Source organism: Kangiella spongicola, assembly GCF_003194565.2.
GTDB lineage: Bacteria > Pseudomonadota > Gammaproteobacteria > Enterobacterales > Kangiellaceae > Kangiella > Kangiella spongicola.
In genome coordinates, this window is sequence record NZ_QICH01000002.1 from 266,076 (window position 1) to 292,088 (window position 26,013).

The window sequence follows — 26,013 nt, forward strand, 5'->3', positions numbered from 1 at the left end:
GTCACCTATTCGGGTTGCTGTGTCATAAGACCAACATTTTCTATCCCTGCGACTTTCCTCAATTGGTCCATCAATTCTATCACTTCACCATAAGACACCGACTTATCACCATTGATATAAATAGGTGAACTCGGCGACTTTTCAAGCTCGCTTACGACCTTTTCCAAAAGCTCCTCACGACTCATCGGCTGAGCTCTACTGTCTGGAGAAGCACCGATATCAAGATAGTATTGTTCTTCGCTATCGAAAGAGACAATAAACGGCGTTTCTTCATCCGACGAAATTACCTCAGAGTCCGCCGTCGGTAGGTCAACTTGGATTCCAGCGGTGATGAGTGGCGCGGTAATCATAAAGATCACCAATAACACCAGCATCACATCAATGTATGGAACCACATTGATTTCAGCGTTAAGTCGACGTCTTTGTCTGCGTACGAGTTGCGGCATAATTATCGACCTTTAATTAGCTGTGCGCCTTACGGTGCAATATTCCAGAGAACTCTTCTAAAAAGTTTTCATAGCGAATTTCAATGCGCTGCAAACGATTAGTAAAACGGTTGTAGGCAATCACCGCAGGAATTGCAGCGAAAAGACCCATCGCAGTCGCGATCAAAGCTTCCGCAATACCTGGAGCAACCATGGCTAGCGTCGCCTGCTTGACACTACCTAGCGCGATAAACGAGGTCATAATGCCCCACACCGTACCGAATAAACCGATATAAGGCGTTACCGAACCCACTGTCGCCAAGAACGATAAGTTCTGCTCTAACTTTTCCACTTCACGACTGTGTGCCACGCGCATGGCACGGTGAGTTCCATCCATCACCGCTTCAGGGCTAACGCCACTTTGCTGGCGTAAGCGGATAAATTCTTTATAGCCTGCTAAAAACAGCGACTCAAGCCCCTGCTTTTTCTGCTGGCTCTGCGACAGCTCGGTTGACAGTTTGCTCAGATCGATGCCTGACCAAAACTTATCTTCAAACTTTTTGCTTTTTTTCGATGCGGTATTAAGAACCGAGGAACGTTGGAAGATCAACGCCCAAGACATTACAGAAACAATCAAAAGTAACAGCATAATAAGCTGTACAGGGATACTGGCGTCTAAAATTAAACCAGCAATGGACATGTCATTAGCACCATTCACGTGCAATCTCCTCTTGTAAATAATTCGGCATAGGAGCAGGCGTCATGGTGTCCATATCTACGCAAGCCACTCGTATTGTTGCCTTATTCACTATTTGTTGTTTATTGTCATCGGATTCACCATCGCTACCTTCACTCTTCTGAGTTTCGTCAACGAGATGAATCTCTTGTTCAAAAATTACGCTCGCTTTTCTAACCGAGCTAATGCGCGTTTTAACCACCAATTGGTCATTAAAACGGGCTGGGCGAATATACTTTGCATCGACATGAGCTACCGCAAACGCCAACCCCTTGTCGATCAATACATCCTGCTCCCAACCCAATGAACGCAACCATTCCGTACGGCCACGCTCATAAAACTTCAAGTAATTCGCGTAGTAAACCACGCCGGCCACATCAGTATCTTCGTAATAGACCCTGACTGGCCAATTAAATTCACGCTTATTTGTAACCGGCTTTCTGTCTACCATTAAATTACCTCGTTGCGAGGGAAAATTACGTTAATCGAGGCGCTGCGAGCGTGGTTTAGTCAACCTAAACGAGCGAGCTGCAACAAAGAGTAACGTAATTTTAACCGCAACTTATTATAACGATTCAAGTTCGAAATAGTGTTAAGGCTATCCCGAAAAAATATTCTTGACGAAAATTTACTCATAAAACCTTTTATCAGGTTTAAATATCACATTTATTTATCAAATAAGTCATCCGAGGAAGGGATGATCCCAAAGTGCTCATAGGCATGCTTTGTTGCAACGCGGCCTCTGGGGGTCCGCTGAATAAAACCTTGTTGAATAAGAAACGGTTCTAAAACATCATCAATCGTATCGCGCTCTTCACCAATCGCCGCTGCTAAAGTATCCAAACCCACTGGACCACCATCAAATTTTTCGATGATCGTCAGTAATAGCTTGCGATCCATGGTATCGAAGCCTTTAGCATCAACATCAAGCATATCCAAAGCACGATCGGCGACTTTGTCCGTGATTAAACCATCCGACTTAATTTCGGCATAATCGCGCACACGACGCAATAAACGGTTAGCAATACGAGGCGTGCCGCGTGAGCGGCGTGCGACTTCATGCGCTCCAGACTCTTCAATCTGCAAACCCAAAATCTGCGCCGAGCGCATGACAATGCCCGTGAGGTCTTTAATATTATAAAATTCAAGACGTTGCACGATACCAAAGCGATCGCGCAGTGGCGAGGTCAATAAACCTGCTCTAGTGGTCGCTCCGACAAGCGTAAACGGCGGCAATTCAACCTTAATCGAACGAGCGGCAGGACCTTCACCAATCATAATATCGAGCTGGTAGTCCTCCATCGCCGGATACAACACTTCTTCAACGTGTGGGCTAAGACGATGAATCTCATCGATAAACAAAACATCGTTAGGCTCAAGGTTGGTCAGCATAGCGGCTAAATCGCCCGCTTTTTCGAGCACAGGGCCCGACGTATGCTTAATCCCCACGTTCATCTCGTTGGCGATAATGTTGGAAAGCGTGGTTTTACCGAGCCCAGGAGGGCCGAAGATAAGCACATGATCCAGCGCTTCTTTTCGCATTTGAGCCGCTTTGAGGAAAATCTCCATCTGCTCGCGTACTTTTTCCTGCCCAACATAGTCCTGCAAGGTTGTTGGGCGAATAGCGCGATCAAACTGCTCTTCGTCAGTTGTCTCAGTTGGATTTATTATTCTGTCGTGCTCAATCATTAATTTTGGGTGCTCATAGCAGCAAACGCTTATTGCGGTTAAGTCTACCAAGCCTCAGGCTTAGATGGAACCAAAACAAATCCTTTTCCATATTTGGCCAGATTCTGCCTTTTTCTAGTTAATTTAAAGGGTTAGATGGTTTTATAAGCTCATTAAGCTCCGTTATTTAAAGCCACCAGAAAAGAATATCCGTCTTTGCTAGGATTGACAGATAATGTCGTCTTTGCGAGGAACGGCGAAGTAATGACGCTTTAGCCTTCTAATTCCTCATTCAACATCAGCCAGTCTTCTTCAAGCGTTTCCAAGCGTTGACTTACGTCGCCATACTCGGTGCTTAACTCAGCCAACTTGCCTTTATTCGTTTCTTCATACAAAGACTGTTCAGCCATTAACTCGTCCAGCTCAGCTTTTCGCTGTTGAACCTTATCAAGTTCCTGCTCAACCTTTCTCAGCTTGTTTTTCAAAGGCTGCAAGGCTTTACGTTTCTCGGCCTCGATTCGACGTTGCTCTTTTCGAGAGACCTCAGGCTGTTGGTCTGAAGGCGTGTCATCCGCCTTATCTTTGTTAGAACGACGTTCAATGCTCGATTGCTCAAGCGCCCACTTGGCATAATCGTCTAAATCACCTTCAAACGGTTTCACGCCACCGTCAGCCACCAAATACAGGTCATCAGTCACGGTTCTTAGCATGTATTTATCGTGCGACACTAACACCACCGCGCCCTCGAAGCCTTGCAGTGCCACGGTCATGGCATGACGCATTTCCAAGTCCAGGTGGTTAGTCGGCTCATCGAGCAAGAGTACGTTCGGTTTCGAATAAACCAGTAAGGCCAACACTAAACGTGCTTTCTCACCACCCGAAAACGGTGCCACAGGCTCTAGCGCTTTATCGCCATGGAAATCAAAACCGCCTAAGAAGTTACGTAACTCCTGCTCGGTGGCATCGGGATATTCACGCTGTAGATGCTGAATTGGCGACATTTGTGGGTGTAATTGTTCAAGTTGGTGCTGAGCAAAGTAACCAATATTAAGATGCTTAGCTTCGATTCGCTCGCCAGACTGCACCGCCAGCTCGCCCGCCAACACCTTAATTAAGGTCGATTTACCGGCGCCGTTTTTACCCAAAAGGCCAATACGATCGTTTGGTAATAAAGTAAAACCAACCTTGTTGAGAATCGTCACTGGGCCTGTATCAGTATCGTAGCCAGCGCTGACACTTTTTAATTGCATTAAAGGGCTTGGCACATGACCAAGCTCTGGAAAACTAAAGTTAAACGGTGAATCGACGTGTGCGGCCGAAATGGTTTCCATACGTTCCAAAGCCTTAACACGGCTTTGCGCCTGCTTGGCCTTGCTCGCCTTGGCTTTAAAGCGATCGACGTAAGATTGCATGTGAGCAATTTCTTTTTGCTGACGCTCGTAATTCGCTTGCTGTTGCGCTAACTGTTCTGCACGCTGTAATTCGAAACTGGAATAATTGCCGCTGTAAAGTTTGATGTGCTGCTGTTCGATATGCGCCACACGGTTAATCACGCGGTCGAGGAAATCCCTATCGTGCGAAATCAACAAGACAGCGCCCTGATAAGTCTCTAGCCACTTTTCGAGCCACACCACCGCCTCGAAATCCAAGTGGTTCGTCGGCTCATCGAGTAATAACAAGTCCGAACGACACATCAACGCCTGCGCTAAGTTTAAGCGCATACGCCAACCGCCCGAGAAGCTCGATACCGGTAATTGCTCTTGCTCAGCGCTAAAACCCAAGCCGTGCATTAATGATCCAGCTCGCGCCCTTGCCGCGTAGCCCTGAATCGAATCGAGTTGTTGGTGAAGCTTACCGATGGCATGACCATCTTCCTCAGCTTCCGCCTTAGCCAAAGCCGCCTCAATCTCACACAGCTCGACATCACCCTCAATCACATACTCCAACGCCGACGTCTCCACCGCGGGCGTCTCCTGACGCACGCTCGAAATCGTCACATTCCCCGCCATCGAGAAATTGCCCGAATCCTCCTCAAGCTCCCCACGGATCAACGCAAACAACGACGATTTACCGGTACCATTAGCCCCAGTAACCCCAACCTTATCCTTTGGGTTGATGATAAAACTCGCGTCTTCAAATAAAACTTTTTTACCACGGCGAAGCGCCATGTTCTCGAAAAACAGCATGTAATTATGGATTGATAAAAGTTGTGGACATTATAAAGGTAAGTGGTGCGAGTACAATTGGAATTGGTAAGAGCCCCCATATCTCGGAAACTAACAAAGATTTCCACTAACACCCTGATTTTGCTAATATCCTTTAAAACAAACACGTCATTGATGTCTGCTTTGCTTGGCATTACCCACAAAAATGCACATTAAAATAATTAATTTAAAATCAGAAGATTACCGGCATTGTCCAGTAATATAGTGTTAGGCGGAAGAGCATGATACGTAGCCACCTTGATCAACTAGAGTTTAAAGGGAAATGGAAAGATGCCGTCCAATTGGCGTTTGATGAGAAAAATTCTGTGATCGCTATGAGCCGCAGCGTATTTTACGGGTGGTATCTTCCGTTGGAGTCATTTTGTATTGAGCCTGAGCCCGAGGAAGATATCATCGAATTGGCTCATGAGTGTTTGGTCGAAATATTCCCGAAATCTTTATCGTCAGATTCTCCAGATATCTTAAGAGAAATTGGTTATGGGATGAATATTGCCGGATATCTGTTCCCTGGAAACTCTGATGAAAACGACAAGCTTTATACAGACATTCTAAAAAGGGCAGTAGAGCTTGAACCTGAATGCCCCCTCTCAATCGAATTATATAATGGCTCACTGAAAAAGGGGCCATTGCTGCATAATCCACTTTCTAATTCTGAATGGTCTGAGTACATAGATAGGCGTTTTCCGAGCGATGGAGAGTACGATAGTTACTACCGTAGCGTCTTGCGCAACCGAGTTGTCGTCTAACAAGACGCTGCTGTGGGACAAATTTTACATAGGAATAAATGGGGTCAGAGTACATTTTAGGGCGTAATATGTTTCTTAGAAATGAACAAACAATTAAGAAGTACAAAAAAAGCGAGAAGAAGCTTTGGCTTTTATTACCTTTTGTTCTTGTACTAGCACTAGGCTTAAAAGCTACTTTTGGAATTGAATTTAAGGTGGGTATAGGCTTAGGGGTGGTTATATCTGGCTGGTTACTACTGATAAGTATAGCCTACTTGGCGCACCGTCATAAAGTAATCAGCTTAAGGACTGGTTATTATTTTAAGCATGAGAGTAAAGTGAAATTCTATCTAATTTTGGGTATTACCTATTTTTTTATATTCTTAATGCTCGCTATACCATTCCTTTTATATTACATCAGCAATTAAAGTGAGCTATGAGGTACAGAAAGCAAGAAACTAATTAATGGGGTCAGAGTGTATTAGCAAGCGCAGCCTCAAAGGAACGAAGTGACTTCGAGGTTTTAATCCAAACTTTAACGACTTCCCTCGATTACGATTGAAGGAATTGCACCAAAGGCATTCCCAAAGGTCTCCCGTGGTGCGCTACCGCTAATCAAGGCTACAAAAACTAATAAGTAATCATATGGAATCTATATATTTAGGCATAATTCTTACTCTTTGGCCTTTGCTTTTATACCTTGGTTATTTGAGTCTTTTACCTCAGGCAACGGAGTCAGGGGAGCTAGAAAAGAAACACAGCAAAGCTATGACGTTTATAAAGTATTCTATGGGCTGGGATCATTCAGGCACAATTTATATTTACCTAGGAATATTACTAATGCCCGTTTTATTTCTTGGGTTCACTTTTGGCTATTTTCAATCTTATATGAAAGATAATAGCGTTAAAATTTTTGGTTATATAGTGGGAGCTTTAAACTTAATTCTAATCATTGCAATTATTGGATATATATCAGACGAACCGAATTTCATAAAGTGGTTTTAATGGTGCGTTATAACGCACCCTACAACCTACGCCCTGTCACGTCCCCCTTAAGCCCCTCTATTCCCACTCTATTACACCGCTAAACAAAGCAATACTCTTTCACCATGACGGGTAGTATAGTGAGGTATCGAATACTTCACTAGGTGGTGAGTCTATGATTACGTTAGCGCAGTTAACCGAACTATTAGGATGGGCAGCGATCATTAATAACGCTTACTTGATTTTGGCGTCGGTGATGATAATAGGGTATTAAGCTGTTCCAGCCCCCAACCACGCCACTATATTTGTGACTCTAATTACTAAAATAAAGAGTAAATCATGGTCAATATTCTAAAAATTCTATTGTCGTCCGTTACGCTCGCCACCTGCTTTTATTCTGCGGGGGTGTTCGGTATAGGTCTTTGGACTCTTCTCTTTATTCTACTGAGCTTATTTTTGCTTCTGTCTATTTACTTCAAACCTCTCGCTACAGCGTCGCTAATGATCGCAAGAGCTATGGGCGTTTTATCATTGCTCGCTTTCTTGTTGCTGATGTTAGCCGCGATGGTGGGTGGATCCTTTCACTTGTCTGAAAGCAACAAAGTGATCGCTGCTTCGCTTGCCGTCATGGCTGTGCTCGGTTGTGCTTTTTTCTTAATAAAGACCAAGCATAGCGTTGATGCTCAGGCGCCTAGTGAGTAGCAGCTTGTACTGCAAGCTAACGCAACCTTCTTTGAGTGCAAACCGCTCTCAATGCGCTAAAACCTGCCAATCACACGTATTTCTTAGCTTTTCGTGCTAGTTTGGCCATTCACAGTTATAATGAGGTGATATAGCTCTTTTTGCTGGAATATTGAATGTCTGAAGAAATAAATTACAAGAACAACCCTCTTAATGGTGTGGGTTTGAAGGCCTTAGTGACAGAATTAGTAGATCACTATGGCTTCGAGATTCTCCATGCTTATCTAAACCTTAATTGCTTTAAGACCAACCCTAGCGTCGAGTCTAGCGTTAAGTTCCTTAAGAAAACTGACTGGGCGCGCGAGAAGGTTGAGGCTTTTTATATGTATCAGTATAAAAGTCTACCGCCAGTATCGTCCGAGCAGTTCCATATTCCGCCACGTGATCGCATCGTGTCTGATGACGAAAAGCCAGGCGAACCGGCAAAGTTAAGCTTGGAAGATGCTGAGAAATTGCAGGAAAAGCGTGCGGCAAAAGCAGAAGAGTACAGCAAAAGCGGTGGGCGAAAATTTAGCGATAAATCAGGTCATAACAAAAGAGCTGGCGCCTCGCGCGGCCGAGATTATAATAAAAACTATGGTAGTAAGTCCGGTAGTCGATCAGGCGGTCGTGGCAAAAGCCACAGCTCATCGACTAGCAGTGACCCTTGGGGACAGTGGAAAGATAAGTCCGAGGACTAGTTTTAAGCGGTGAGTGTCCTTCTAGGACATTCTCAATGGTTTTAACCTTAAAAGCGGAGTTTTGATATGGGTTTATGGGGATTTTTAAGTATTTGCGTCATTGCTGGCGTTATTTTTGTCATGTATGCGTCCTATCTCGACCACAAGAAAGAGTTGAGAAAAATGGAGTTGGAAGCCTTAAAACACCAAGGCAAAAGCTTGGATGATAACAGCGAGTCTTAACATTAGTTAAAGCTTTATCAAAATATCAATACAAGGAGGTAACACTTTGGCACATCGAAAAGACAAGCCTGTTGGAAAGAGAATTCTTTCTTCAGTGGCATCACTGATGTTTATTGGATCACTTATCTTTATAGTTATCGCTGGTTTTAATTTATACGTAACCACGATATTAGCCACGGGCATATTAGGGCTAGTAGTGCCTAGCGCTATGTCTAGCGAGGGCTTTCTTGAAATAATCGCAGGTTTCTTTGAGGCTTTGTTAGATGGGGGTATGGAGATTATTGGCGGTATTTTCGAATTTTTTGGTTCGCTTTTTGGCTAACAGAGATATCATGCCTTTACTAATAAATGAAAAATTATCGCCATCTAATGGTATGATGTGCTTCACGATTTAGAAATTAGATTAATATATGAAATTATTGGTAAGAAACCTTGCTCGCACGACTACTGAAGAGCAGGTAAAAGAGTTATTTGAAGAATACGGCACGGTTCAGTGGTGTAAGCTCATTATGGATAAAGCCACCGGCGGCTCAAAAGGCTTTGGATTCGTTGAAATGCCTAAGCCAGGCGAGGCTAAAGTTGCGGTAAAGAACCTTAATGGTAGAAGTATAGACGGCAACAAAATCCGAGTTAAAAAGGCTGAAGATAAAGAAAGTTAGCCTATCAAAGGGGAAGTTGCGCAGATTCTAGCTTCCCTCCTTCAAGTTGAAGCGGTACTCGTTTAGTAGTAATCTAGGATTGTGGTTTATATGAAGGAATATATATGGATCAAGCTCCTGACAATACGATCGACCCCTCTGCTGACTTTGACATCTTTAAAAGTTTTTTTGATATTAGTCTCAGTCATGTGGATGACGATTGGACAGAAATTGTTCAGAAACTTCTCCATTCTCTGCGTGAACACCTTAATATGGAGGTGGCTTTCCTTAGCGAATTCACTGAAGGCAAACGCCGCTTTCAAGTAATCAGTCAAATCGATAGTTCAAACATCGAAGTGGGCGATGAAGACTCTTTATGTGATAGCTATTGTTATCATATTGTGCAGAACAGTCTTCCTCAAATCATTAAAGATACTAAAGCACATAAAATCACAAACGGTTTAAAAGTCACTAGAAGGATCAATATTGGCTCCTATATTGGAGTTCCCGTTATCCTTTCTGACGGTAAAGTCTACGGTACCTTATGTGTGTTCAAAGGAGTCGCGGACTCTCGCCTTAATCAAAAAGATTTAGCTTATGTTCGAGTCATTGCAGATTTGAGTGCAACCATTATTGAAATCCAACAAAATAATGCCAGTATCGACACAGAGTTAAAGGATAATATCCGTAAGGTGATTGCCAACGGTGCTCTGGCAGTTAAATTACACCCAGTTGTGAATTTAAAAACTGGTAATATTGTAGGATATGAAGTTTTATCCAGAATAAACGATGGACAGTGGCCACCCCACAAATTTTTCGAGTCCGCGGTTTACGCTGGCTTATCGGAAGAAGCAACAACGAGGGTCCTTGAATTAACGAAAAGCGTTTTCCCACAATTGCCCAGTCATATCAGTCTATCGATTAACATCACCCCTGATCTGTTGGCAAACACCTCTTTTATGTCTTCTTTGGCAAATTCTGGTCTTCCTCTAGAGCGACTAGTGTTAGAGATTACAGAGCATAGCTTAATCGACGACTACAGTATTGTTGAGAAAGTTTTAGCCCCTTTACGCGAAGAAGGCCTGAGAATCGCGGTCGATGATGCGGGCGCTGGATACTCGAGCCTAAGGCATGTTGTCGCTTTAGCACCAGAGATCGTTAAACTTGATATGACGCTAACTAAAGATGTCCACAAAGACAGTACCAAGCAATCTTTGATTCGAGCGCTTATGGGCTTTGCCAAAGAGCGCAGGTTTGAATTAGAAACTGAGGGGATTGAAACGGTTAAAGAGTTACAGGCATTGCAATCTATTGGTGTCCGAGGCGGCCAAGGTTTTTTATTTGATGAACCCCAGCCGGTGGAATATTTCAAAGACAAACACCAATACCATTTACTCGATCTAAACTAAGCCTTTGATTTTAGTCTAAGTCTTTTAGACTTTTTATTAACGCTTCAGGGTCTTTTGTAGTAACCACCAAGGTGCGCTTAAAGTGCTCAAAAGTTATCGCTATAGCCTCTGGAGCCCTGCCAACATACCCTAACTTTTTCAAACCAACTCGATAGCCATAACCTAGAAAATCCTTAGCAGGACTACCTTCGTAGAGTTCAACACTACGAATTTTATCAAGCGGAAAGCTACGTTTGCCGATAACTCCCAAACCAAGCATCAGGTCTCTATCGTCAACTTTAATATTGATTTTGAGGTTCGCCACATAATAAGTCAGCAATGCAGTCAGGATAAAAATAGCCAGAGCCCAAAGTGGTGGCAAGGCATTTTCACCTACCTCAAGTTCTAGGAACTCCTGCGCAATATACATATAACCAAATAAGCCCATGATGATTATAAGCATTAGTATGACTAGCTTGATAACCATTGGTGGCATCATTGCTTGAGTTTCTTTGTATCGGAATTGTTTATCGGCCATGATTTATCGATATTGATAGTTAGTATCTGTTCTTTGAGTGCAAAGCTCACAGAAAGGATTAATAATTGCTTAGTTTAGATGATCCGATTGATGTCGTGCAACCGTAAAGCATTTGCCCTAAATTATAAATCACTTTAGACTCAATGATTATTATTCATACAAAACAACAAGATGGGCCCGTTATGAAGGCTTTCCTTATATCGTTAATGACTATTTTTTTAGTCGTTCTTTTTGTGCCCGCTAGTGTCATGGCGGCTAGCGACAACTCAAAGCTCACGCAAGAAGAAGCACAGCTGTGGAAAGAGTTCTTTGGTGAGAGCGTGGCTCAAAATAGCCTGCAGAAATCAGAAGCCACCGTTGAGGATAGTGTTAACCTTACCGGTCAATGGATCGGCTATTATGAATACGATATGCCAAAAGGCCAACCAGATGGGGCCTTCACTGCGGTCATGAAAGACCTGGGTGATGAATTTTCCATGACCTTCTTAGAGCCACGCAACCACCCCAGCGAGTATGTTCAAGCGGCAATAACTTTGGACCCCAAGCGCCAAGGTAAATACCTCTCGTTTACAAAGAGTTACAGCAACTCAGATACTGTTATTCAATATAACTTAGTAATCAGACACAGTGGAATGGTTATGGATGGGACATGGAGAATCAACGATAATGTTTATGGCCGAGCATTCTTCTATAGGCTAAAACTCGATGAGCTTAAAGAGCTTAAGCAACAAACTGAAATCTAGCCACTCTCTAGCCACTCTAAGAATAAAGCTGCACATACCTTATTAATCGTGCAGCTTTAACTTGTTATCCGGCCAATTGTCTTAGGGCTAAACGAATGATTTCTTCACTCTTTAACCCTTCGCTTTCAACCTGCGCAATCGCTTTGCTCGCTTGCTGTGGCTTATAACCTAACGCCACCAGCGCACTAACTGCTTCTTGAGTCACATCGCCAACTCGAACAGTAGACGGCGCTGTAGCGCCTGCCTCGTTGCTTTCAGGTAAGCCTGAAATTGACCACTCTTTTAAGCGATCCGACATCTCGACTAATAAACGTTCAGCAGTTTTCTTACCCACGCCCGGCAATTTAATAAGACGGTCTACATTATTATCATGAATCGTCATCACAAATTCGTCCGCTTCCATCCCTGACAATATCGCTAGGGCTAACTTAGGGCCGACTCCATTAACTTTGATTAATTCACGAAATAAGTTCTTATCTTTATTACTAATAAAGCCATATAGCGCATGAAGGTTCTCGGAAACCGATAAGTGAGTAACAACTATCGCCTCGGCACCTTCATCAGGAAGCTGATAAAACGTCGTCATCGGTACTTGGATTTCATAACCGACGCCAGCGCTAGTTTCAATAATAATAAAAGGTGGCGTTTTTTCTATTAACGTTCCACGAATTCGACCAATCAACGTAACCGTCCTCTTGCTATAGTTTTTGCCCCTTTTAACTGCGCTAAACCTTGGCTCGTATTGGCGTGACACAAGGCGATAGCCAGTGCATCAGCTGCGTCAGCTTGTGGGCTTGATGGTAATTTTAAAAGCATTTTTACCATGTGTTGAACCTGGGTTTTATCAGCGGCGCCAGTTCCGACGACCGATTGCTTAACTTTTCTCGCTGGGTACTCAAACACGGGTAATGCATAATGCGAAGCGCCAACGATAGCCGCTCCCCTCGCCTGCCCAAGTTTTAATGCAGAGTCTGCATTCTTAGACATAAACACCGACTCGATGGCAAACTCGTCAGGCTTAAACTCAAGAATCAACTCGCACACACTATCAAAAATTTGCTTTAGCTTTAAATCCAAAGAATCATCTTTGATGCGAATACAACCACTGGTTATATAACGTGGCTTGTTCACAGGAATATCGCCACCGACTTCAATTATCCCGAAGCCAGTAATGCGTGAGCCGGGATCGATGCCAAGTATTATTGCCATTTATATTGTTATCCCGTCATTGCGAGGAGTGAGTGTTAAGCGACGAAGCAATCTCAAAGCTTATAAAACTATGTTCTATTAAAGTGTGTTAATCATACCACGACTAAAAGATATTGCTGTGGGGTTTTATGGTCTGTTTTTTATAGCAATACTTTAAGCTAATACTTACCTTCTAATATGACAACTTGCTTCTTTCGTTCATTTTTTGAACGAGCAAAAAAACGAACCAAAAAACTCGCCCCGCAAAGTTAGGTGCTCCGCACTTCCCTCATTATCTAAAATCATTTAACGTGTCGCAAAACGAAACCTCCATGTTTCGTCTTTGCTAAATTGGCCCTCCATGCCCAATTTACACTATTATTTTAAATAATGAGGCTAACTTTAAGGGGAAGGTTGGAGCTAGCTTTTCAAATCACGTATAACCTGTTAGTACATAGATAATAGAAACTTTTAAGCATTAGCGCCGTGGGCTAGAAATGAATTAGATGCAGCTGAGGCGCGGCAAAAGTTTTATAAATAGCGGAGTTACTCAAAACCAGAATATAGAGCCTAGGAAAAACTGCAACAGCTCCTAAGGGTATCCTTTTAAGCGTCAGTCGTGATGGCTAGACGCGGCAAAAGTGTGATGGCAACACGGAGTTTATATTCAATAAATGAGTATTTGGCATCACACTTTTAACAAAGTATAGGCGATACGACTAGCTTAAACCTGATCGTAGGATTCCGCTGGAATGTCGGCGTTTGTATACACATTCTGCGTATCGTCCAGCTCTTCCAAACGATCAATCAGACGAATCACTTTAGCACCTTCGGAAACATCTAATTCGGCCTGAGTCGATGGAAGCATTGTTACTTCGGCATTTTCAGCTTCAAAACCGGCTTCTTTTAACGCTTCTTTAACGTCTAAATAATCTTCAGGTGTGGTTAACACTTCAAACGAACCATCATCATGAGTGATGAAATCTTCAGCGCCTGCTTCTAATGCCGCTTCCATCAGTTCATCTTCGTTATAGTTGTCGCCGAACACAAACTGACCACGTTTTTCGAAAAGATAGGCAACCGAACCGCTAGTTCCTAAGTTGCCACCGTGCTTAGTAAAAGCATGCCGTACTTCGCCGACTGTACGGTTTTTGTTGTCCGTCATGCACTCTACAAGAATCGCCACACCGCCTGGGCCATAACCTTCGTAGTTTAACTCTTCGTAGTTATCGCCTTCTGCGTTTCCTGTACCACGATCAACCGCTTTCTCAATGGTATCTTTTTTCATGTTAGCGCCAAGCGCTTTATCCATGGCAGCACGCAGACGTGGGTTGTCATTCGGATCACCGCCACCTTCGCGCGCAGCTACCACTAACTCACGAATAATTTTAGTAAAGATTTTTCCACGTTTTGCATCTTGGGCAGCTTTGCGGTGTTTGATGTTTGCCCATTTACTGTGACCCGCCATAAATACCTTCCTCACAGGTCGCTATCCTGCGTTTACTCTTTGTTGTAAAACTGTTTTGAGTGCTCATTTAGCGATAACTAAACTGTGCTTCAAAACATCTTTACGCCTCGATTAAACCTCGTCTAGTCAACCTTCTTTTCTTTAAAATTTACTCTAAAACTCTAAATTTACCGTTAGATCTTAGTCTAACCTGCTTTTCTTATTAAAACGCATCAGGCACTTGGCCTAAAGCATTCTCTTACTTAACTTTTTGACAGTTTCTTTTCTACAGGCTTTAGCTCTAACCTGCCTTTTCTAACTAAAAACGCATCAGGCACTTGGCTCGTTTATGCCTGAGTAGATTGCCACGGTATCTGCGAAACCTCGCAATGACACTTATACGTTACGTCATTGCGAGTCACTTTAGTGGCGAAGCAATCTCTATGTCATATGCTCTTATGACTCTTTCTTTTTGATCTCGATACCAAGTTCATCAAGCAATTTAGTTTCAATATTGCTCGGAGCTTGCGTCAAAGGACAGCTCGCCGTCGTCGTTTTAGGGAACGCGATAACATCACGAATCGAGTCAGCGCCAACCATCAGCATAACCAAACGGTCGAGACCGAACGCTAAACCACCGTGCGGTGGGCAGCCGAACTTTAAGGCGTCCAACAAGAAGCCAAACTTTTCACGTTGCTCAGTTTCGTCGATACCTAAAATACCAAACACGGCTTCCTGCATTTCTTCGCTATGAATACGCACAGAACCACCGCCTACTTCGCTACCATTCAAGACCATGTCGTATGCTTTTGACAAGGTACCCGTTGGGTTTGCTTTAACTGCTTCTACGTCGTTTTCTTTTGGTGCAGTGAACGGATGGTGAAGCGCATGAATCTGGCCATCAATCTCTTCAAACATTGGGAAGTCTACAACCCACAGTGGCTTCCACTCGTCTTTAACTAAGCCTAAATCTTGTGCAGTCTTTAAGCGTAGCGCGCCCATGGCATCGGCAACCGTCATCTTTGTGTCTGAGCCAAAGAAGATAATATCGCCTTCCTGTGCACCGACTTTTTCGATGATGTTAAGCGCCACCTCTTCGCCCAAGAATTTTAACACTGGGCTTTGAATACCTTCGGCGCCAGCGCCATTAATCTTCATCCACGCCAAGCCCTTAGCGCCATAAACACCAACATACTTAGTGTATTCATCAATTTGTTTACGGCTAAACTGGGCACCACCTGGAACACGAAGCGCTGCTACGCGACTTTTTTCGTCATTAGCTGGGCCTGCGAAAACCTTAAACTCAACGTCTTTAACTAGCTCATCAACGGTTACGAGCTCAGTGTCCATACGCAAATCAGGCTTATCGGAACCATAACGCTCCATCGCTTCGGCGTATGGCATACGTGGGAATTCTGGTAACTCAATTTCTTTAAGCTCTTTGAACAAGTGACGAATCAAGCCTTCCATTAACTGCATGATTTCTTCTTGGTTCAAGAACGATGTCTCGATATCAAGCTGTGTAAATTCAGGCTGGCGATCCGCACGTAAGTCTTCATCACGGAAACACTTAACAATTTGGTAATAGCGATCAAAACCAGACATCATCAACAGCTGCTTAAACAGCTGTGGCGACTGTGGCAATGCGTAGAAAGAACCTTTGTGCACACGGCTCGGAACTAGATAATCACGTGCACCTTCTGGCGTCGCTTTAGTTAATATTGGCGTTTCAACGTCAATAAAGCCGTGCTCATCCATATAGCGGCGCATGGCGCTAGTCACTTTGTGACGGAAGATAATCTTCTCCGCCATTTCTGGACGACGAAGGTCAAGGTAGCGGTATTTTAGACGCTGCTCTTCTGACGCTTCTAAGTTTTCATCAATCGGAATCGCTGGTGGCTTAGCGCGGTTTAAGATGTCTAGCTCTTGCGCTAGAACTTCTATTTCGCCAGAAGCCATGTTTTTATTAATCATTTCTTCAGGACGGGCGCGAACTTGGCCTTTAACCTGTACCACAAATTCATTACGCAGCTGCTCAGCTGTGCTGAACAATTCTTCAAAGTCAGGATCGACAACCACTTGGATAACGCCAGTACGATCGCGCAACTGTAAAAAGATTAAGCCACCTAAATCACGACGGCGGTGAATCCAGCCTGATAAAGTAACTGTTTGATTTTCTTCGTTTTTCGATAATTCACCACAGTAGTGGCTACGCATTTCAGTTGCCATAATCTCGTATCTGCCTAACGCTTGGTTGTAGTTTTAAAATGTTGTTTAAAAGTACTGATAAACAATATTGATGGGCAGCTATCCAATAGGTGCCCAGAAGACGCCATATAGTACGTCAGACAAGGGTTTGTCGCAAGTTACTGTCTACGTGCTGAGCCATTAATTTTGTCATCAAAGTGTCTCTTTAGTGACTTAGGCTTGTCACAGAGTCGCTTAATAATGAACATCATGAATACTATCCTGAATAAATTTCTGTCACATACCGATCACACAAAAACACAACAAGGTGGAAAAATATGATTGACAGCAAAGACGTCCTTACTCGATTTTTACCTCAATTAGAGCAGTCTCCAAGGTTACACTCCGGCTTGACTCGCTTTTTAGCTCGATTGTTTCACCAAGACGAAATCAACGATTTTATACAACAAAACAAACACATGTCTCACGTGGACTTCTTGGAAACAGTTAATCAGCGATTGGGGCTAAGTTATACCGTTTCTAACTCATGTTTAGAGAACGTTCCAGTTTCCGGTAGAGTGGTCATTATCGCAAACCACCCCTTAGGTTCTCTTGATGGCCTTGCTCTACTGGAATTAATTTACTCAGTCCGCAAAGACGTCAAAATTGTGGTAAATGATATGCTATGGGCATTATCGCCGCTAAGACCATTTTTCCTACCAATAAATAATCTAAGCCAGGGGAAAAAACCGAAAGCAAATTTAACCTCTATTCAACAAGCTCTCGAAGCCGACGAAGCCGTCATTTTCTTTCCAGCGGGAGAAGTATCGCGACTGTCCGTTAAAGGTATTCGTGATGGCAAGTGGCGCTCAGGGTTCCTTAAAATGGCCAAACACACTAAATCCCCTGTTCTACCAGTGCACGTTGGCGGAAAAAACTCACGATTCTTTTATGGTTTTTCGTTGATAGCGAAGCCCTTGAGTGCCCTGTTCTTGGTACGAGAAATGTTCAAAAATGTCTCATTAACCCTGCCGATTAAGATTGGCAAACTAATTCCGTTTTCATCATTTAGTGGCATGCTGCCGAGCAGCAAAGAAAGTATTAGTCGCTTCAAACAACATGTTTATGGCTTAAAGCGTGAGCGTGAAGATTTGTTTGAAACAGAGCGAGCCATTGCCCACCCAGAAAGTAGAAAAGTCCTTATTGATGAGCTTAACCAATGCGACAAAATTGGCGAAACTTCTGACGGCAAAAGCATTTACCTACTAGAAGACACTTCAGATTCCGCAATATTACGTGAAATTGGTCGTTTACGAGAAATAGCTTTCCGCGCAGTTGGTGAGGGCACTGGCAACCGACGAGATATGGACAAGTTCGATTACTATTACAAACACATCGTCCTGTGGGATAAAAACGATATGGAAGTCGTAGGGAGCTATCGTATCGCCGATATTCACAAGCTCAATGAAGACGATACTCTGTATTCAGAAACGTTATTTAGTTATGAAGAGAGCTTACAAAAGAAATTCCCAACCGCGATGGAGTTAGGTAGAAGCTTTATACAACCCAAGTATTGGGGCAAACGAAGCTTGGATTATTTATGGTTCGGAATCGGTGCTTACATCCGCCAGAACCCACATATTCGCTACCTGTTCGGTTCAGTAAGCTTAAGCAACGACTACCCTGCTTACGCAAAAGACATGCTGGTGTATTACTTTAGCCAATACTATGGCTCAAACATCAACCTAGTACGCTCCTTTAATCCTTATCGCATAAAGCCGGTGCAAAAAGCTAAGCTTGAACGCCTGTTTAACCATCTTGAGCAACCCGAAGCTTTCAAGGTGCTAAAAAAAGAACTCGCTAATATGGAGGTCTCTGTTCCAACTCTGTTCAAGCAATACAGCGATCTGTGTGAGCCGGGCGGCGTGACGTTTTACGACTTTGGTGTAGACCCTGACTTTGGCGATTGCGTCGATAGCGTGGTGTGGATTGATATGTTGAAGCTTAAAGAGAAGAAACGTAAACGTTATATCGATTAAACATGATATTCATAACAATAAACTTCTCTAGTACAACACTTTAAGCCTGCGATGTGCCCCTATCAGCATTGCAGGCTTTTCTTTTTATTAGATCAGCGCTATAACTTTCTTTACGTTAAAAAATACACAACAAGGATCTTTGATGAGTAAAACATTGATCAACTACGTTGAATTCCCCGCGAATGATTTGGCATCCACAAAGGATTTCTTCCAAAAAGCGTTTGGCTGGAAGTTTGTCGACTATGGCCCTGAGTATAGCGCATTCAGCGAGTCAGGGTTAGAGGGTGGCTTTTTTCAGTCAAACCTCAAGGCCAGCACGGAAAACGGCAGCGCTCTCATCGTGCTCTATTCTGAGTCATTAGAAGACACTCAAAAAGTGGTGGAAGATTTAGGCGGCACAGTCATCAAGCCTATCTTTTCGTTCCCAGGCGGTCGCCGGTTTCACTTTACCGAACCAAGCGGTAATGAACTGGCGATTTGGTCCGATAAATAAAACGCTTATATAATGAAATAAATATAGAAACAGAAAAAAGAGGTGGCAGACTTTGAGTTGGAATGTACTTTCGAAGAAAGAAAGTCTGCCCATCCATACTTAATGAACTCACTGTTCAACTTAATTTTGTTCAGTTAAAGCTCTATATTTTTCACATCCCTCAATAAAATTAATACCGTTATGACCTCTGTCATTACAGCTTTCTTTGTATAATTCTATGGCCTTAGACTTGTTTTGCTTAACGCCAAGCCCCTGTAAATAGAGTTGTGCAAGCTCATTTTTAACGTCAGTAGCCCCTAAATCTATGGCTTTTTGAAACCATTTTGCGGCTTTATGGAAGTCTTGCTCTACTCCATCTCCACCTTCTAAATAGATTCTACCAATATATTGCTCAGGGATATTGTAGCCTGTGTCTCCTTCCGTGGACTTTAGAAGCCACTCTAAGGCCTTTTTATAATCTCGATGCCCCACCAAATCTCCAGTAAGATATTTAAACCCTAAAATAAATTGCACTATAGGTAGATGATCAACCTCATGGTACAACTCTAAGGCTTTATCTTTGTCTTGCTTAACCCCATGTCCAAATTCGTAGCCTTCAGCAGAACGCTGAATGGCCTTTTCATTACCCTGTTCCGCTGATAACTTGAACCACTTCATGGCCTTTGCATGATCTTGTTCCCCTAATAATCCTAACGAGAACATTTCTCCGATGTGGTACTGCGCAACATCATCTCCGTTTTTAGCACGCGGATAAAACTCTTTATAGGCACAGTCATAATCATCGTTCAAGAGACACTCCAACCCCTTATCATTCTCTTTTCCTTGGCATCCCAACAACAATAACAAAATTATAAACAAGCAACCTTTCACACGAACTCCTTAAGTAGTTATATTACACAGCAAAGCTTTGCATTCTATACCGACTGCTAACTCCCAGCCATACACTTTATGGATTACGATCTTTGGTTTACAACGAGCTTGGAATAATTGCAGAGCGCAACTCGACTGTATTTCCTTCAGGGTCTTGGATATAAATCGACTGTCCAAAGCCCTGGGCACCATAGCGCTCATCAAACTCTCCGACGTCAACGCCATGGCTTTCTAGGTGTTGCTTAATATCAGACTCAGAAATAGCTTTTAGCTGCAGACAGAAGTGGTCAAGGTTATTGCCGCTTGTTGAAGGGGCTTCGCCTCCCATGCGCCCTAGCTTGCCATCGACTGTTACGAGGTCGATTAAAGCACTCCCTGCACGCAACTGAGTCAACCCCAGTTCTTCAGAGGTTTCGCGCTCTACAGTACACTTCAGCGCATCACAGTAAAACTCTAACATCTCTGCCAACTTGCTGGTTCGTAAGACAATGTGATCAATTCCGGCTATCTCGAACATAGTGAATCTAGATCATTTGTTGTGACGTCAGTTTACTGCTGATAATCGATGAACACCAGCAGAGCTCGATTGATATTAATAAAGACAGCTGAGTTAGTTTTTATCGACAACTTTTACCAGCAACTCTTCAAGAAGTCGATAATACATGTGACACAAACGATTGAGTTCACTAACCGAAACGCATTCGTTTGCTTGGTGAATGGTTTTATTGCAAGGTCCCAGCTCTATGACTTGAGTCGCCAGCTGCTTGATATAGCGACCATCAGAGATACCACCACCTGTCGTCAACTTGGTTTTAATCTGACTTTCTTGTTGGATCACTTTTTGCACGGTTTTTCTGAGCTTACCGCGGCGCGTTAGATAGGGAGAAGCTTCATGCTCCCACTCGAACTGTGCTTCTAAGCCGTACTTTTGTGCTTTCTTTTCGACGTAAGACTTAATTTTCTCGAAAGAATTACGTGGTGAATACCGAAAGTTAAATACCATTTCCAGAGTTGCAGGCGTGACATTCATAGCGCCACTCTCTGAGTGCACTTTAACTAACTGAAAACTGGTTGAAGGAAAGTATCGGCTTGGCATATCCCAGCGTTTTGTCGCTAGTTTATGAATTAACTTTGACGAGTTATGTATCGGGTTGATCAACTGTTCAGGATAGCCCACATGGCCTTGTTTTCCTTTGATCGTGATTTTCCCATTAATCGAGCCTCGACGACCAATTCGAATCGAATCACCTAAGTTTTTGTCAGTGGTGGGCTCTCCAACAATTGCAAAATCAATACCTTCACGACGTTGCTTTAAAGTGTGCACGATATGCTTAGTCCCATCAACAGCATCTCCCTCTTCATCGCTCGTAAACATAAACCCGATAGAGCCTCTATGCTCAGGATACTGCGCTATAAAGTGTTCAGCCGCAACAATCATCGCTGCCAAGCTACCCTTCATATCCGAAGCTCCGCGACCATATATCATACCGTCTTTGATGGTGGGCTCGAATGGACCTGTATGCCAATGAGCGTTCTGACCTGGTGGAACAACATCCGTATGTCCAGAGAAGACCACAGCAGGAGCGCCCTTTGACTGCCCCCGCTTTGCCCACAAATTAGTTACTTGGTTTTTATTAAAGTATTCCGTTTGAAACCCTATGGCACCTAATCGCTGCTCTAGTAATTGGCTACAACCTTCGTCTTTTGGTGTAATGGATGGCTTACGGATCAGCGCCTGAATTAGATCAAGAATATCGCTCTGGTACTTTTCTCCAAGAGCTTGCTTTTCTAGGTTATGTTGCTCAACAGGTGCAACAGCATAAGGTAAATCAGGTAAGCCTTTGAATGATTTGAACATTATAATACCTCTCACGTTTTTCACTTTATAACGAGCTCAAGTGACAGTGAAAGGTCAGTTAGATGACAGTTTTATGTTAATTACCGACTCCAAACGTCCTTAATCGGTATATCATAAATCCGTACGCTGCAAGCATATGCTTTATAAATCCATACCTTATAAATCAGTACCTTATAAAGTATGTTACTCGCTTTATCTTAGTAATCAGTTGTATTAGAGTATGGTAATTCCTTTTAAAAAAACCGACCCATTTATGAAAAAAGTCATCAACACCATACTTTCTTTTATAGCACTATCTTTTATAACGCTGAGCATGATGGGAATAAGCTCAGCAAAAGCACTGCCAACATTACTCCACAATATTAACGGTTACACCATAAAAGACGGCCAATTAGAGCAATTTGACAGCATTTTATTTGAAGATGGCGAAATTTTAGCCGTAGGAGCTCATGCCGAATTAGCCGAAATGAATAGCTTTAGTATTTCTTTAGATGGAAAAGGCAAAACATTGTTACCTGGCTTAATCGATGCTCATGGGCACATCTTGGGCCTTGGCTTGAACTTGATGCGAGTTGATCTACGCGGTGTTGACTCTGAAAGCGACAGTGCCGAAAAAGTAGCGAATTATGCTCTACTGAGTGATTCTCGCTGGATATTAGGCCGTGGCTGGAACCAAGTGCTTTGGCTTAACAAAGAGTTCCCAACTAAATCATCACTGGATAAAGTTATCGCCGACAAGCCTGTCTGGTTAAGACGTATTGATGGACACGCAGGCTGGGCGAACTCAAAAGCTTTGGAGCTTGCCGGTATTTCTAAAGATACGCCAGATCCTGACGGTGGCAAAATCATCCGCGACGAGGAAGGTAACGCCACTGGGGTATTAATCGATGCAGCTATGTCCTTAGTTGAGAATAAAATTCCACCTTTAAACCGAAAGGAGCGTAAAGCAGCCCTAAATCTTGCTTTTGATCACCTTATCGAGCTGGGGGTTACTTCTGTGCATGATGCTGGCGTCGATTTTGAGACTTATAAGTTGATGCTTGAACTATCTGGCAAAGATCGTATTCCACTACGAGTTTACACCATGCTCGGTGGCTCAGACCCACGCTTAGAAGCAATGCTCAAATACGGCAAGGTCAATCAGCCCTTTTTAAAAATCCGCTCAGTAAAGCTATATACCGATGGCGCATTAGGCAGTCGCGGCGCGGCCCTGTTAGAACCATACTCAGATGAGCCGGATAATAAAGGGCTTTTGTTGACCGATAAAAAGAAGCTAGGCCAGTACTTCAAGCTCATCACTAAATATGGCTTCCAAGTGAACACTCATGCCATTGGTGATGCGGCAAATCACCTTGTTCTAGAGCAGCTTGCCAAGCTCGACAAAGAGGCCTCGGCGAAGACTCTGCGCCATAGAATCGAACATGCACAGGTCGTAGTACCAGAAGAGATTCCGATGTTCGCTAAGCTTGGTGTTATTGCTTCAATGCAACCGACCCATGCCACAAGCGATATGAACATGGCCGGTGACAGACTTGGTGAAGAACGTTTGGAAGGTGCTTATGCTTGGAGAACCTTTTTAGATAACGGTGTGATTATTGCCTCTGGCTCTGATTTCCCTGTGGAAAAAGCTAATCCATTCTTAGGTCTTCACGCTGCAGTTACTCGCCAAGACTCTGACAATCAACCTAAAGACGGTTGGTTACCTTCGCAAAAGCTAACAGTCGCCGAAGCGCTTAAAAGCTTCACTATTGATGCTGCTTACGCTGGCTTCTGGGAAAACGAAATTGGGTCTTTAGAGGCTGGCAAAAAGGCTGACTTTATTCTTATCGATAGAGATATTTTTACAGTTCCAGAAGAGCAAATAGACGACGTCCAAGTATTAGAAACTTGGATTGATGGAAAGCGAGTCCACTAATTTAGTGGCTCATATTACGAACTCGAACTATCGAAGTGTATTCAAATAAACACAGCTTCGATTAAACACTAACAGTAAAAAAGTCTGCTACGGCAGGCTTTTTTATTTGCCCTGCATTCTTTCCAGTTCGCTACGTTTGATACGCTTTTTAGGTGGATTTACCCAAACAGTGTCAACGCTCGAATGCGACGTTCTGCTAGCAGCTTCAATTAACGCCATTTTTTCGTAATCAACGATATAAACGTAATCATCCGCTTCAGCATTTTCGACCAGGTAATCATGTTTTGCCGTGGTATTACAGCCAACTAAACCCATGAATCCTAGGCTAATCGCAATTAACAAACCTGCTTTTGCACGTGGCATAATTTAACCCTCATATTAATAATGAGAACACAAACTCATACACACTACGCTTTGTGTTGTAAGCCATTTAGCCCCACAACCTCTCAATTGTACAAAAAACAGACAAAAAAGTCTCTATTCACGGCTATATATTGCGTTGAAGTAACTTTGTCACCCCTATAATACTTGCTACAATAGCGCACTATTTTGCAAACCATCATTAATTATTAGGGAAACCAATGCGTAGTAGCCAATATCTGCTTTCAACATTAAAAGAAGATCCGAGTGATGCTGAGCTTATTAGCCATAAACTTATGTTGCGTGCGGGCATGATCCGTAAGATAGCAGCAGGTCTATATACTTGGCTCCCCACTGGACTGCGCGTTCTACGTAAAGTTGAAAACATTGTGCGCGAAGAAATGAACAAGGCTGGTGCAGTTGAGATGCTTATGCCTTCCGTTCAGCCTTCGGATTTATGGGAAGAGTCTGGCCGCTGGGATCAGTTCGGGCCTGAGCTTCTGCGCTTTGTTGATCGCCATCAGCGCGACTTTTGCCTAGGCCCAACTCATGAAGAAATCATTACTTCAGTGATTCGTGATGAATTAAGCAGCTATAAGCAATTGCCTGCAAACTTCTATCAAATCCAAACTAAATTCAGAGACGAAGTTCGCCCACGTTTTGGCGTCATGCGCTCACGTGAATTCATCATGAAAGACGCTTACTCTTTCCATATTGATGACGAGTCGTTAGAGCAAACCTACCAAACAATGCACCAGGCCTATTGCAATATATTCGATCGCATTGGCTTGGATTATCGCCCTGTTCTAGCAGACACTGGTGCCATTGGTGGCAGCAACTCTCATGAATTCCACGTGCTTGCGGAGTCCGGTGAAGATGCTATCGCATTCAGCACAGAAAGCGATTATGCGGCTAATATCGAAAAAGCGGAAAGCCTTGCGCCACAAGGGGAAGTGGCAGCACCTACTCAAGACATTGAAAAGGTCGCCACTCCAGATTGTCGTAGCGTTAAAGAAGCCGCCGACTCTATGGGTATCGAGACTCGTGATGTTTTAAAAACGTTATTTGTCGAAGGCGCTAGCGAAGAACACCCTGTGATTGCACTTTGTTTGCGTGGTGACCATGAGTTAAACGAAATCAAAGCATCTAAACATGAGTTAATCGCCGACCCATTAGTATTGGTGAGCGATGAAACGGTCAAGGCTAACGCAGGTTGTGCGCCTGGTTCCTGTGGTCCTCAGGGTCTCAATATTCCAGTCATTGTCGACCGTGATGCCGCTATTATGAGCGATTTTGCTTGTGGCGCGAATGAAGACGGCTACCACTTAAAAGGTGTGAACTGGAAACGTGACGCTGAATATACTGATGTGTTTGATTTAAGAAATATCGTTGCTGGCGACAAGAGCCCAGATGGCAAAGGCGTGCTAGAGATTAAGCGTGGTATTGAGGTTGGTCATATTTTCCAGCTGGGTGATAAGTATTCAAAAGCCATGAATTGCACAGTATTAGATCAAAACGGTAAAGCGAAGCCCCTATCTATGGGTTGTTACGGCATTGGAGTATCGAGAATTGTGGCGGCGGCTATCGAGCAGAACCACGATGAGAACGGTATTATTTGGCCGGAATCAATCGCACCGTTTAAGGTCGCGATTATTCCAATGAATATGCATAAATCTGAAAACGTGCAACAAGTCGCCGAAGCTTTGTACCAACGTCTTGAGTCGCTTGGAATTGAAACCTTATTCCTAGACCAAAAAGAAAGCCCAGGGGTAATGTTTGCGAATACTGAGCTTGTAGGTATTCCGCACCGCTTAGTAGTGAGTGATCGCGGTTTGAAAAACGATACTATTGAATATAAAAACCGTGACAACTCAGACAAAGCGGATCTTGAAGTTGCCAATGTTGTAGATTATATTCAAAGTAAGCTAAATAATAATTAAGCA

Annotated in this window: 28 protein-coding genes; 14 read left to right on the forward strand and 14 right to left on the reverse strand. The window is 43.4% G+C overall.

The window, feature by feature from the left end:
• Window positions 1-5 precede the first annotated feature (5 nt).
• The 5 genes from tolR to DL796_RS06850 form a co-directional block, all read right to left on the reverse strand.
• Entirely contained in the window at window positions 6-446 is a 441-nt protein-coding gene (tolR, locus tag DL796_RS06830) for a protein TolR (RefSeq protein ID WP_110200965.1), read from the reverse strand.
• Between the two features lie 16 nt (window positions 447-462).
• Window positions 463-1,125, reverse strand: a complete 663-nt coding sequence (tolQ, locus tag DL796_RS06835; protein ID WP_110201344.1) for a protein TolQ — start codon at window positions 1,123-1,125, stop codon at window positions 463-465.
• 4 nt (window positions 1,126-1,129) lie between these two features.
• Window positions 1,130-1,612: a YbgC/FadM family acyl-CoA thioesterase gene (locus DL796_RS06840; protein ID WP_110200966.1), complete on the reverse strand. Its 483-nt coding sequence runs from the start codon at window positions 1,610-1,612 to the stop codon at window positions 1,130-1,132.
• 215 nt (window positions 1,613-1,827) lie between these two features.
• Window positions 1,828-2,850, reverse strand: coding sequence for a Holliday junction branch migration DNA helicase RuvB (gene ruvB / locus DL796_RS06845; protein ID WP_110200967.1), 1,023 nt, complete (start codon window positions 2,848-2,850; stop codon window positions 1,828-1,830).
• 251 nt (window positions 2,851-3,101) lie between these two features.
• Window positions 3,102-5,015 carry an ATP-binding cassette domain-containing protein gene (locus DL796_RS06850; protein ID WP_110200968.1) on the reverse strand — a complete coding sequence of 638 codons (1,914 nt, stop codon included), beginning with the start codon at window positions 5,013-5,015 and terminating at the stop codon, window positions 3,102-3,104.
• A 260-nt stretch (window positions 5,016-5,275) separates the two neighbouring features.
• On the opposite strand from DL796_RS06850, the gene DL796_RS06855 reads away from it, so the two are divergent.
• From DL796_RS06855 to DL796_RS06895, 9 genes are all read left to right on the forward strand, one after another.
• Window positions 5,276-5,800 carry a hypothetical protein gene (locus DL796_RS06855; RefSeq protein WP_110200969.1) on the forward strand — a complete coding sequence of 175 codons (525 nt, stop codon included), beginning with the start codon at window positions 5,276-5,278 and terminating at the stop codon, window positions 5,798-5,800.
• 38 nt (window positions 5,801-5,838) lie between these two features.
• A complete protein-coding gene (locus DL796_RS06860; RefSeq protein WP_110200970.1) occupies window positions 5,839-6,207 on the forward strand; it encodes a hypothetical protein in 369 nt (122 codons plus the stop codon).
• 217 nt (window positions 6,208-6,424) lie between these two features.
• Entirely contained in the window at window positions 6,425-6,784 is a 360-nt protein-coding gene (locus DL796_RS06865; protein WP_110200971.1) for a hypothetical protein, read from the forward strand.
• 318 nt (window positions 6,785-7,102) lie between these two features.
• Entirely contained in the window at window positions 7,103-7,465 is a 363-nt protein-coding gene (locus DL796_RS06870) for a hypothetical protein (protein WP_110200972.1), read from the forward strand.
• 155 nt (window positions 7,466-7,620) lie between these two features.
• Entirely contained in the window at window positions 7,621-8,184 is a 564-nt protein-coding gene (locus tag DL796_RS06875; protein WP_110200973.1) for a VF530 family protein, read from the forward strand.
• A gap of 66 nt (window positions 8,185-8,250) precedes the next feature.
• Window positions 8,251-8,406, forward strand: a complete 156-nt coding sequence (locus DL796_RS06880; RefSeq protein WP_170114229.1) for a hypothetical protein — start codon at window positions 8,251-8,253, stop codon at window positions 8,404-8,406.
• Window positions 8,407-8,452: 46 nt separating this feature from the next.
• The gene (locus DL796_RS06885; RefSeq protein WP_146205077.1) at window positions 8,453-8,728 is read left to right on the forward strand and encodes a hypothetical protein; all 276 of its coding nucleotides are present in this window, start codon (window positions 8,453-8,455) and stop codon (window positions 8,726-8,728) included.
• Between the two features lie 88 nt (window positions 8,729-8,816).
• A complete protein-coding gene (locus DL796_RS06890; protein WP_110200975.1) occupies window positions 8,817-9,065 on the forward strand; it encodes an RNA recognition motif domain-containing protein in 249 nt (82 codons plus the stop codon).
• A gap of 104 nt (window positions 9,066-9,169) precedes the next feature.
• Window positions 9,170-10,453, forward strand: a complete 1,284-nt coding sequence (locus DL796_RS06895; RefSeq protein ID WP_110200976.1) for a sensor domain-containing phosphodiesterase — start codon at window positions 9,170-9,172, stop codon at window positions 10,451-10,453.
• A gap of 10 nt (window positions 10,454-10,463) precedes the next feature.
• Here DL796_RS06895 and DL796_RS06900 read toward each other — a convergent pair whose 3' ends face one another.
• Window positions 10,464-10,970: a YdbT family protein gene (locus tag DL796_RS06900; protein ID WP_110200977.1), complete on the reverse strand. Its 507-nt coding sequence runs from the start codon at window positions 10,968-10,970 to the stop codon at window positions 10,464-10,466.
• A 206-nt stretch (window positions 10,971-11,176) separates the two neighbouring features.
• On the opposite strand from DL796_RS06900, the gene DL796_RS06905 reads away from it, so the two are divergent.
• Window positions 11,177-11,713 carry a hypothetical protein gene (locus DL796_RS06905; protein ID WP_146205078.1) on the forward strand — a complete coding sequence of 179 codons (537 nt, stop codon included), beginning with the start codon at window positions 11,177-11,179 and terminating at the stop codon, window positions 11,711-11,713.
• A 64-nt stretch (window positions 11,714-11,777) separates the two neighbouring features.
• On the opposite strand, the gene ruvA is transcribed toward DL796_RS06905, so the two are convergent.
• From ruvA to aspS, 4 genes are all read right to left on the reverse strand, one after another.
• Window positions 11,778-12,395, reverse strand: coding sequence for a Holliday junction branch migration protein RuvA (ruvA, locus tag DL796_RS06910; protein WP_110200979.1), 618 nt, complete (start codon window positions 12,393-12,395; stop codon window positions 11,778-11,780).
• The gene (gene ruvC / locus DL796_RS06915; protein ID WP_110200980.1) at window positions 12,392-12,922 is read right to left on the reverse strand and encodes a crossover junction endodeoxyribonuclease RuvC; all 531 of its coding nucleotides are present in this window, start codon (window positions 12,920-12,922) and stop codon (window positions 12,392-12,394) included. Before ruvC ends, ruvA begins: the two co-directional genes overlap by 4 nt.
• A gap of 703 nt (window positions 12,923-13,625) precedes the next feature.
• Complete coding sequence (locus DL796_RS06920) at window positions 13,626-14,369, reverse strand: YebC/PmpR family DNA-binding transcriptional regulator (RefSeq protein ID WP_110200981.1); 744 nt, start codon at window positions 14,367-14,369, stop codon at window positions 13,626-13,628.
• 435 nt (window positions 14,370-14,804) lie between these two features.
• On the reverse strand, window positions 14,805-16,565 hold the full coding sequence (aspS, locus tag DL796_RS06925; RefSeq protein WP_110201345.1) for an aspartate--tRNA ligase: 1,761 nt from the start codon (window positions 16,563-16,565) through the stop codon (window positions 14,805-14,807).
• Between the two features lie 308 nt (window positions 16,566-16,873).
• Here aspS and DL796_RS06930 point away from each other — a divergent pair, with 308 nt between their 5' ends.
• Both DL796_RS06930 and DL796_RS06935 read left to right on the forward strand, forming a co-directional pair.
• Window positions 16,874-18,574 carry a lysophospholipid acyltransferase family protein gene (locus tag DL796_RS06930; protein ID WP_110200982.1) on the forward strand — a complete coding sequence of 567 codons (1,701 nt, stop codon included), beginning with the start codon at window positions 16,874-16,876 and terminating at the stop codon, window positions 18,572-18,574.
• 142 nt (window positions 18,575-18,716) lie between these two features.
• Window positions 18,717-19,067, forward strand: coding sequence for a VOC family protein (locus DL796_RS06935; RefSeq protein ID WP_110200983.1), 351 nt, complete (start codon window positions 18,717-18,719; stop codon window positions 19,065-19,067).
• Between the two features lie 120 nt (window positions 19,068-19,187).
• On the opposite strand, the gene DL796_RS06940 is transcribed toward DL796_RS06935, so the two are convergent.
• The 3 genes from DL796_RS06940 to dapE form a co-directional block, all read right to left on the reverse strand.
• Window positions 19,188-19,856, reverse strand: coding sequence for a tetratricopeptide repeat protein (locus DL796_RS06940; protein ID WP_146205079.1), 669 nt, complete (start codon window positions 19,854-19,856; stop codon window positions 19,188-19,190).
• Window positions 19,857-20,034: 178 nt separating this feature from the next.
• Window positions 20,035-20,454, reverse strand: a complete 420-nt coding sequence (locus tag DL796_RS06945; RefSeq protein WP_110200985.1) for a VOC family protein — start codon at window positions 20,452-20,454, stop codon at window positions 20,035-20,037.
• A 93-nt stretch (window positions 20,455-20,547) separates the two neighbouring features.
• Entirely contained in the window at window positions 20,548-21,795 is a 1,248-nt protein-coding gene (gene dapE, locus DL796_RS06950; protein ID WP_110200986.1) for a succinyl-diaminopimelate desuccinylase, read from the reverse strand.
• Between the two features lie 253 nt (window positions 21,796-22,048).
• Between dapE and DL796_RS06955 the strand changes: the two genes are divergently transcribed.
• Window positions 22,049-23,710, forward strand: a complete 1,662-nt coding sequence (locus DL796_RS06955) for an amidohydrolase (RefSeq protein WP_110201346.1) — start codon at window positions 22,049-22,051, stop codon at window positions 23,708-23,710.
• Window positions 23,711-23,812: 102 nt separating this feature from the next.
• Here the strand turns inward: DL796_RS06955 and DL796_RS06960 are convergent, their stop codons facing one another.
• A complete protein-coding gene (locus DL796_RS06960; protein WP_110200987.1) occupies window positions 23,813-24,073 on the reverse strand; it encodes a hypothetical protein in 261 nt (86 codons plus the stop codon).
• Between the two features lie 218 nt (window positions 24,074-24,291).
• Between DL796_RS06960 and DL796_RS06965 the strand changes: the two genes are divergently transcribed.
• Window positions 24,292-26,010, forward strand: a complete 1,719-nt coding sequence (locus DL796_RS06965; RefSeq protein ID WP_110200988.1) for a proline--tRNA ligase — start codon at window positions 24,292-24,294, stop codon at window positions 26,008-26,010.
• The last annotated feature ends 3 nt before the right edge of the window (window positions 26,011-26,013 follow it).

Excerpts from the sequence above, each read along its gene's own strand:
- tolR (WP_110200965.1), bottom strand. The coding sequence starts at position 446 with ATGCCGCAACTCGTACGCAGACAAAGACGTCGACTTAACGCTGAAATC.
- tolQ (WP_110201344.1), bottom strand. The coding sequence starts at position 1,125 with ATGTCCATTGCTGGTTTAATTTTAGACGCCAGTATCCCTGTACAGCTT.
- DL796_RS06840 (WP_110200966.1), bottom strand. The coding sequence starts at position 1,612 with ATGGTAGACAGAAAGCCGGTTACAAATAAGCGTGAATTTAATTGGCCA.
- ruvB (WP_110200967.1), bottom strand. The coding sequence starts at position 2,850 with ATGATTGAGCACGACAGAATAATAAATCCAACTGAGACAACTGACGAA.
- DL796_RS06850 (WP_110200968.1), bottom strand. The coding sequence starts at position 5,015 with ATGCTGTTTTTCGAGAACATGGCGCTTCGCCGTGGTAAAAAAGTTTTA.
- DL796_RS06855 (WP_110200969.1), top strand. The coding sequence starts at position 5,276 with ATGATACGTAGCCACCTTGATCAACTAGAGTTTAAAGGGAAATGGAAA.
- DL796_RS06860 (WP_110200970.1), top strand. The coding sequence starts at position 5,839 with ATGGGGTCAGAGTACATTTTAGGGCGTAATATGTTTCTTAGAAATGAA.
- DL796_RS06865 (WP_110200971.1), top strand. The coding sequence starts at position 6,425 with ATGGAATCTATATATTTAGGCATAATTCTTACTCTTTGGCCTTTGCTT.
- DL796_RS06870 (WP_110200972.1), top strand. The coding sequence starts at position 7,103 with ATGGTCAATATTCTAAAAATTCTATTGTCGTCCGTTACGCTCGCCACC.
- DL796_RS06875 (WP_110200973.1), top strand. The coding sequence starts at position 7,621 with ATGTCTGAAGAAATAAATTACAAGAACAACCCTCTTAATGGTGTGGGT.
- DL796_RS06880 (WP_170114229.1), top strand. The coding sequence starts at position 8,251 with ATGGGTTTATGGGGATTTTTAAGTATTTGCGTCATTGCTGGCGTTATT.
- DL796_RS06890 (WP_110200975.1), top strand. The coding sequence starts at position 8,817 with ATGAAATTATTGGTAAGAAACCTTGCTCGCACGACTACTGAAGAGCAG.
- DL796_RS06895 (WP_110200976.1), top strand. The coding sequence starts at position 9,170 with ATGGATCAAGCTCCTGACAATACGATCGACCCCTCTGCTGACTTTGAC.
- DL796_RS06900 (WP_110200977.1), bottom strand. The coding sequence starts at position 10,970 with ATGGCCGATAAACAATTCCGATACAAAGAAACTCAAGCAATGATGCCA.
- DL796_RS06905 (WP_146205078.1), top strand. The coding sequence starts at position 11,177 with ATGACTATTTTTTTAGTCGTTCTTTTTGTGCCCGCTAGTGTCATGGCG.
- ruvC (WP_110200980.1), bottom strand. The coding sequence starts at position 12,922 with ATGGCAATAATACTTGGCATCGATCCCGGCTCACGCATTACTGGCTTC.
- DL796_RS06920 (WP_110200981.1), bottom strand. The coding sequence starts at position 14,369 with ATGGCGGGTCACAGTAAATGGGCAAACATCAAACACCGCAAAGCTGCC.
- aspS (WP_110201345.1), bottom strand. The coding sequence starts at position 16,565 with ATGCGTAGCCACTACTGTGGTGAATTATCGAAAAACGAAGAAAATCAA.
- DL796_RS06930 (WP_110200982.1), top strand. The coding sequence starts at position 16,874 with ATGATTGACAGCAAAGACGTCCTTACTCGATTTTTACCTCAATTAGAG.
- DL796_RS06935 (WP_110200983.1), top strand. The coding sequence starts at position 18,717 with ATGAGTAAAACATTGATCAACTACGTTGAATTCCCCGCGAATGATTTG.
- DL796_RS06945 (WP_110200985.1), bottom strand. The coding sequence starts at position 20,454 with ATGTTCGAGATAGCCGGAATTGATCACATTGTCTTACGAACCAGCAAG.
- dapE (WP_110200986.1), bottom strand. The coding sequence starts at position 21,795 with ATGTTCAAATCATTCAAAGGCTTACCTGATTTACCTTATGCTGTTGCA.
- DL796_RS06955 (WP_110201346.1), top strand. The coding sequence starts at position 22,049 with ATGAAAAAAGTCATCAACACCATACTTTCTTTTATAGCACTATCTTTT.
- DL796_RS06960 (WP_110200987.1), bottom strand. The coding sequence starts at position 24,073 with ATGCCACGTGCAAAAGCAGGTTTGTTAATTGCGATTAGCCTAGGATTC.
- DL796_RS06965 (WP_110200988.1), top strand. The coding sequence starts at position 24,292 with ATGCGTAGTAGCCAATATCTGCTTTCAACATTAAAAGAAGATCCGAGT.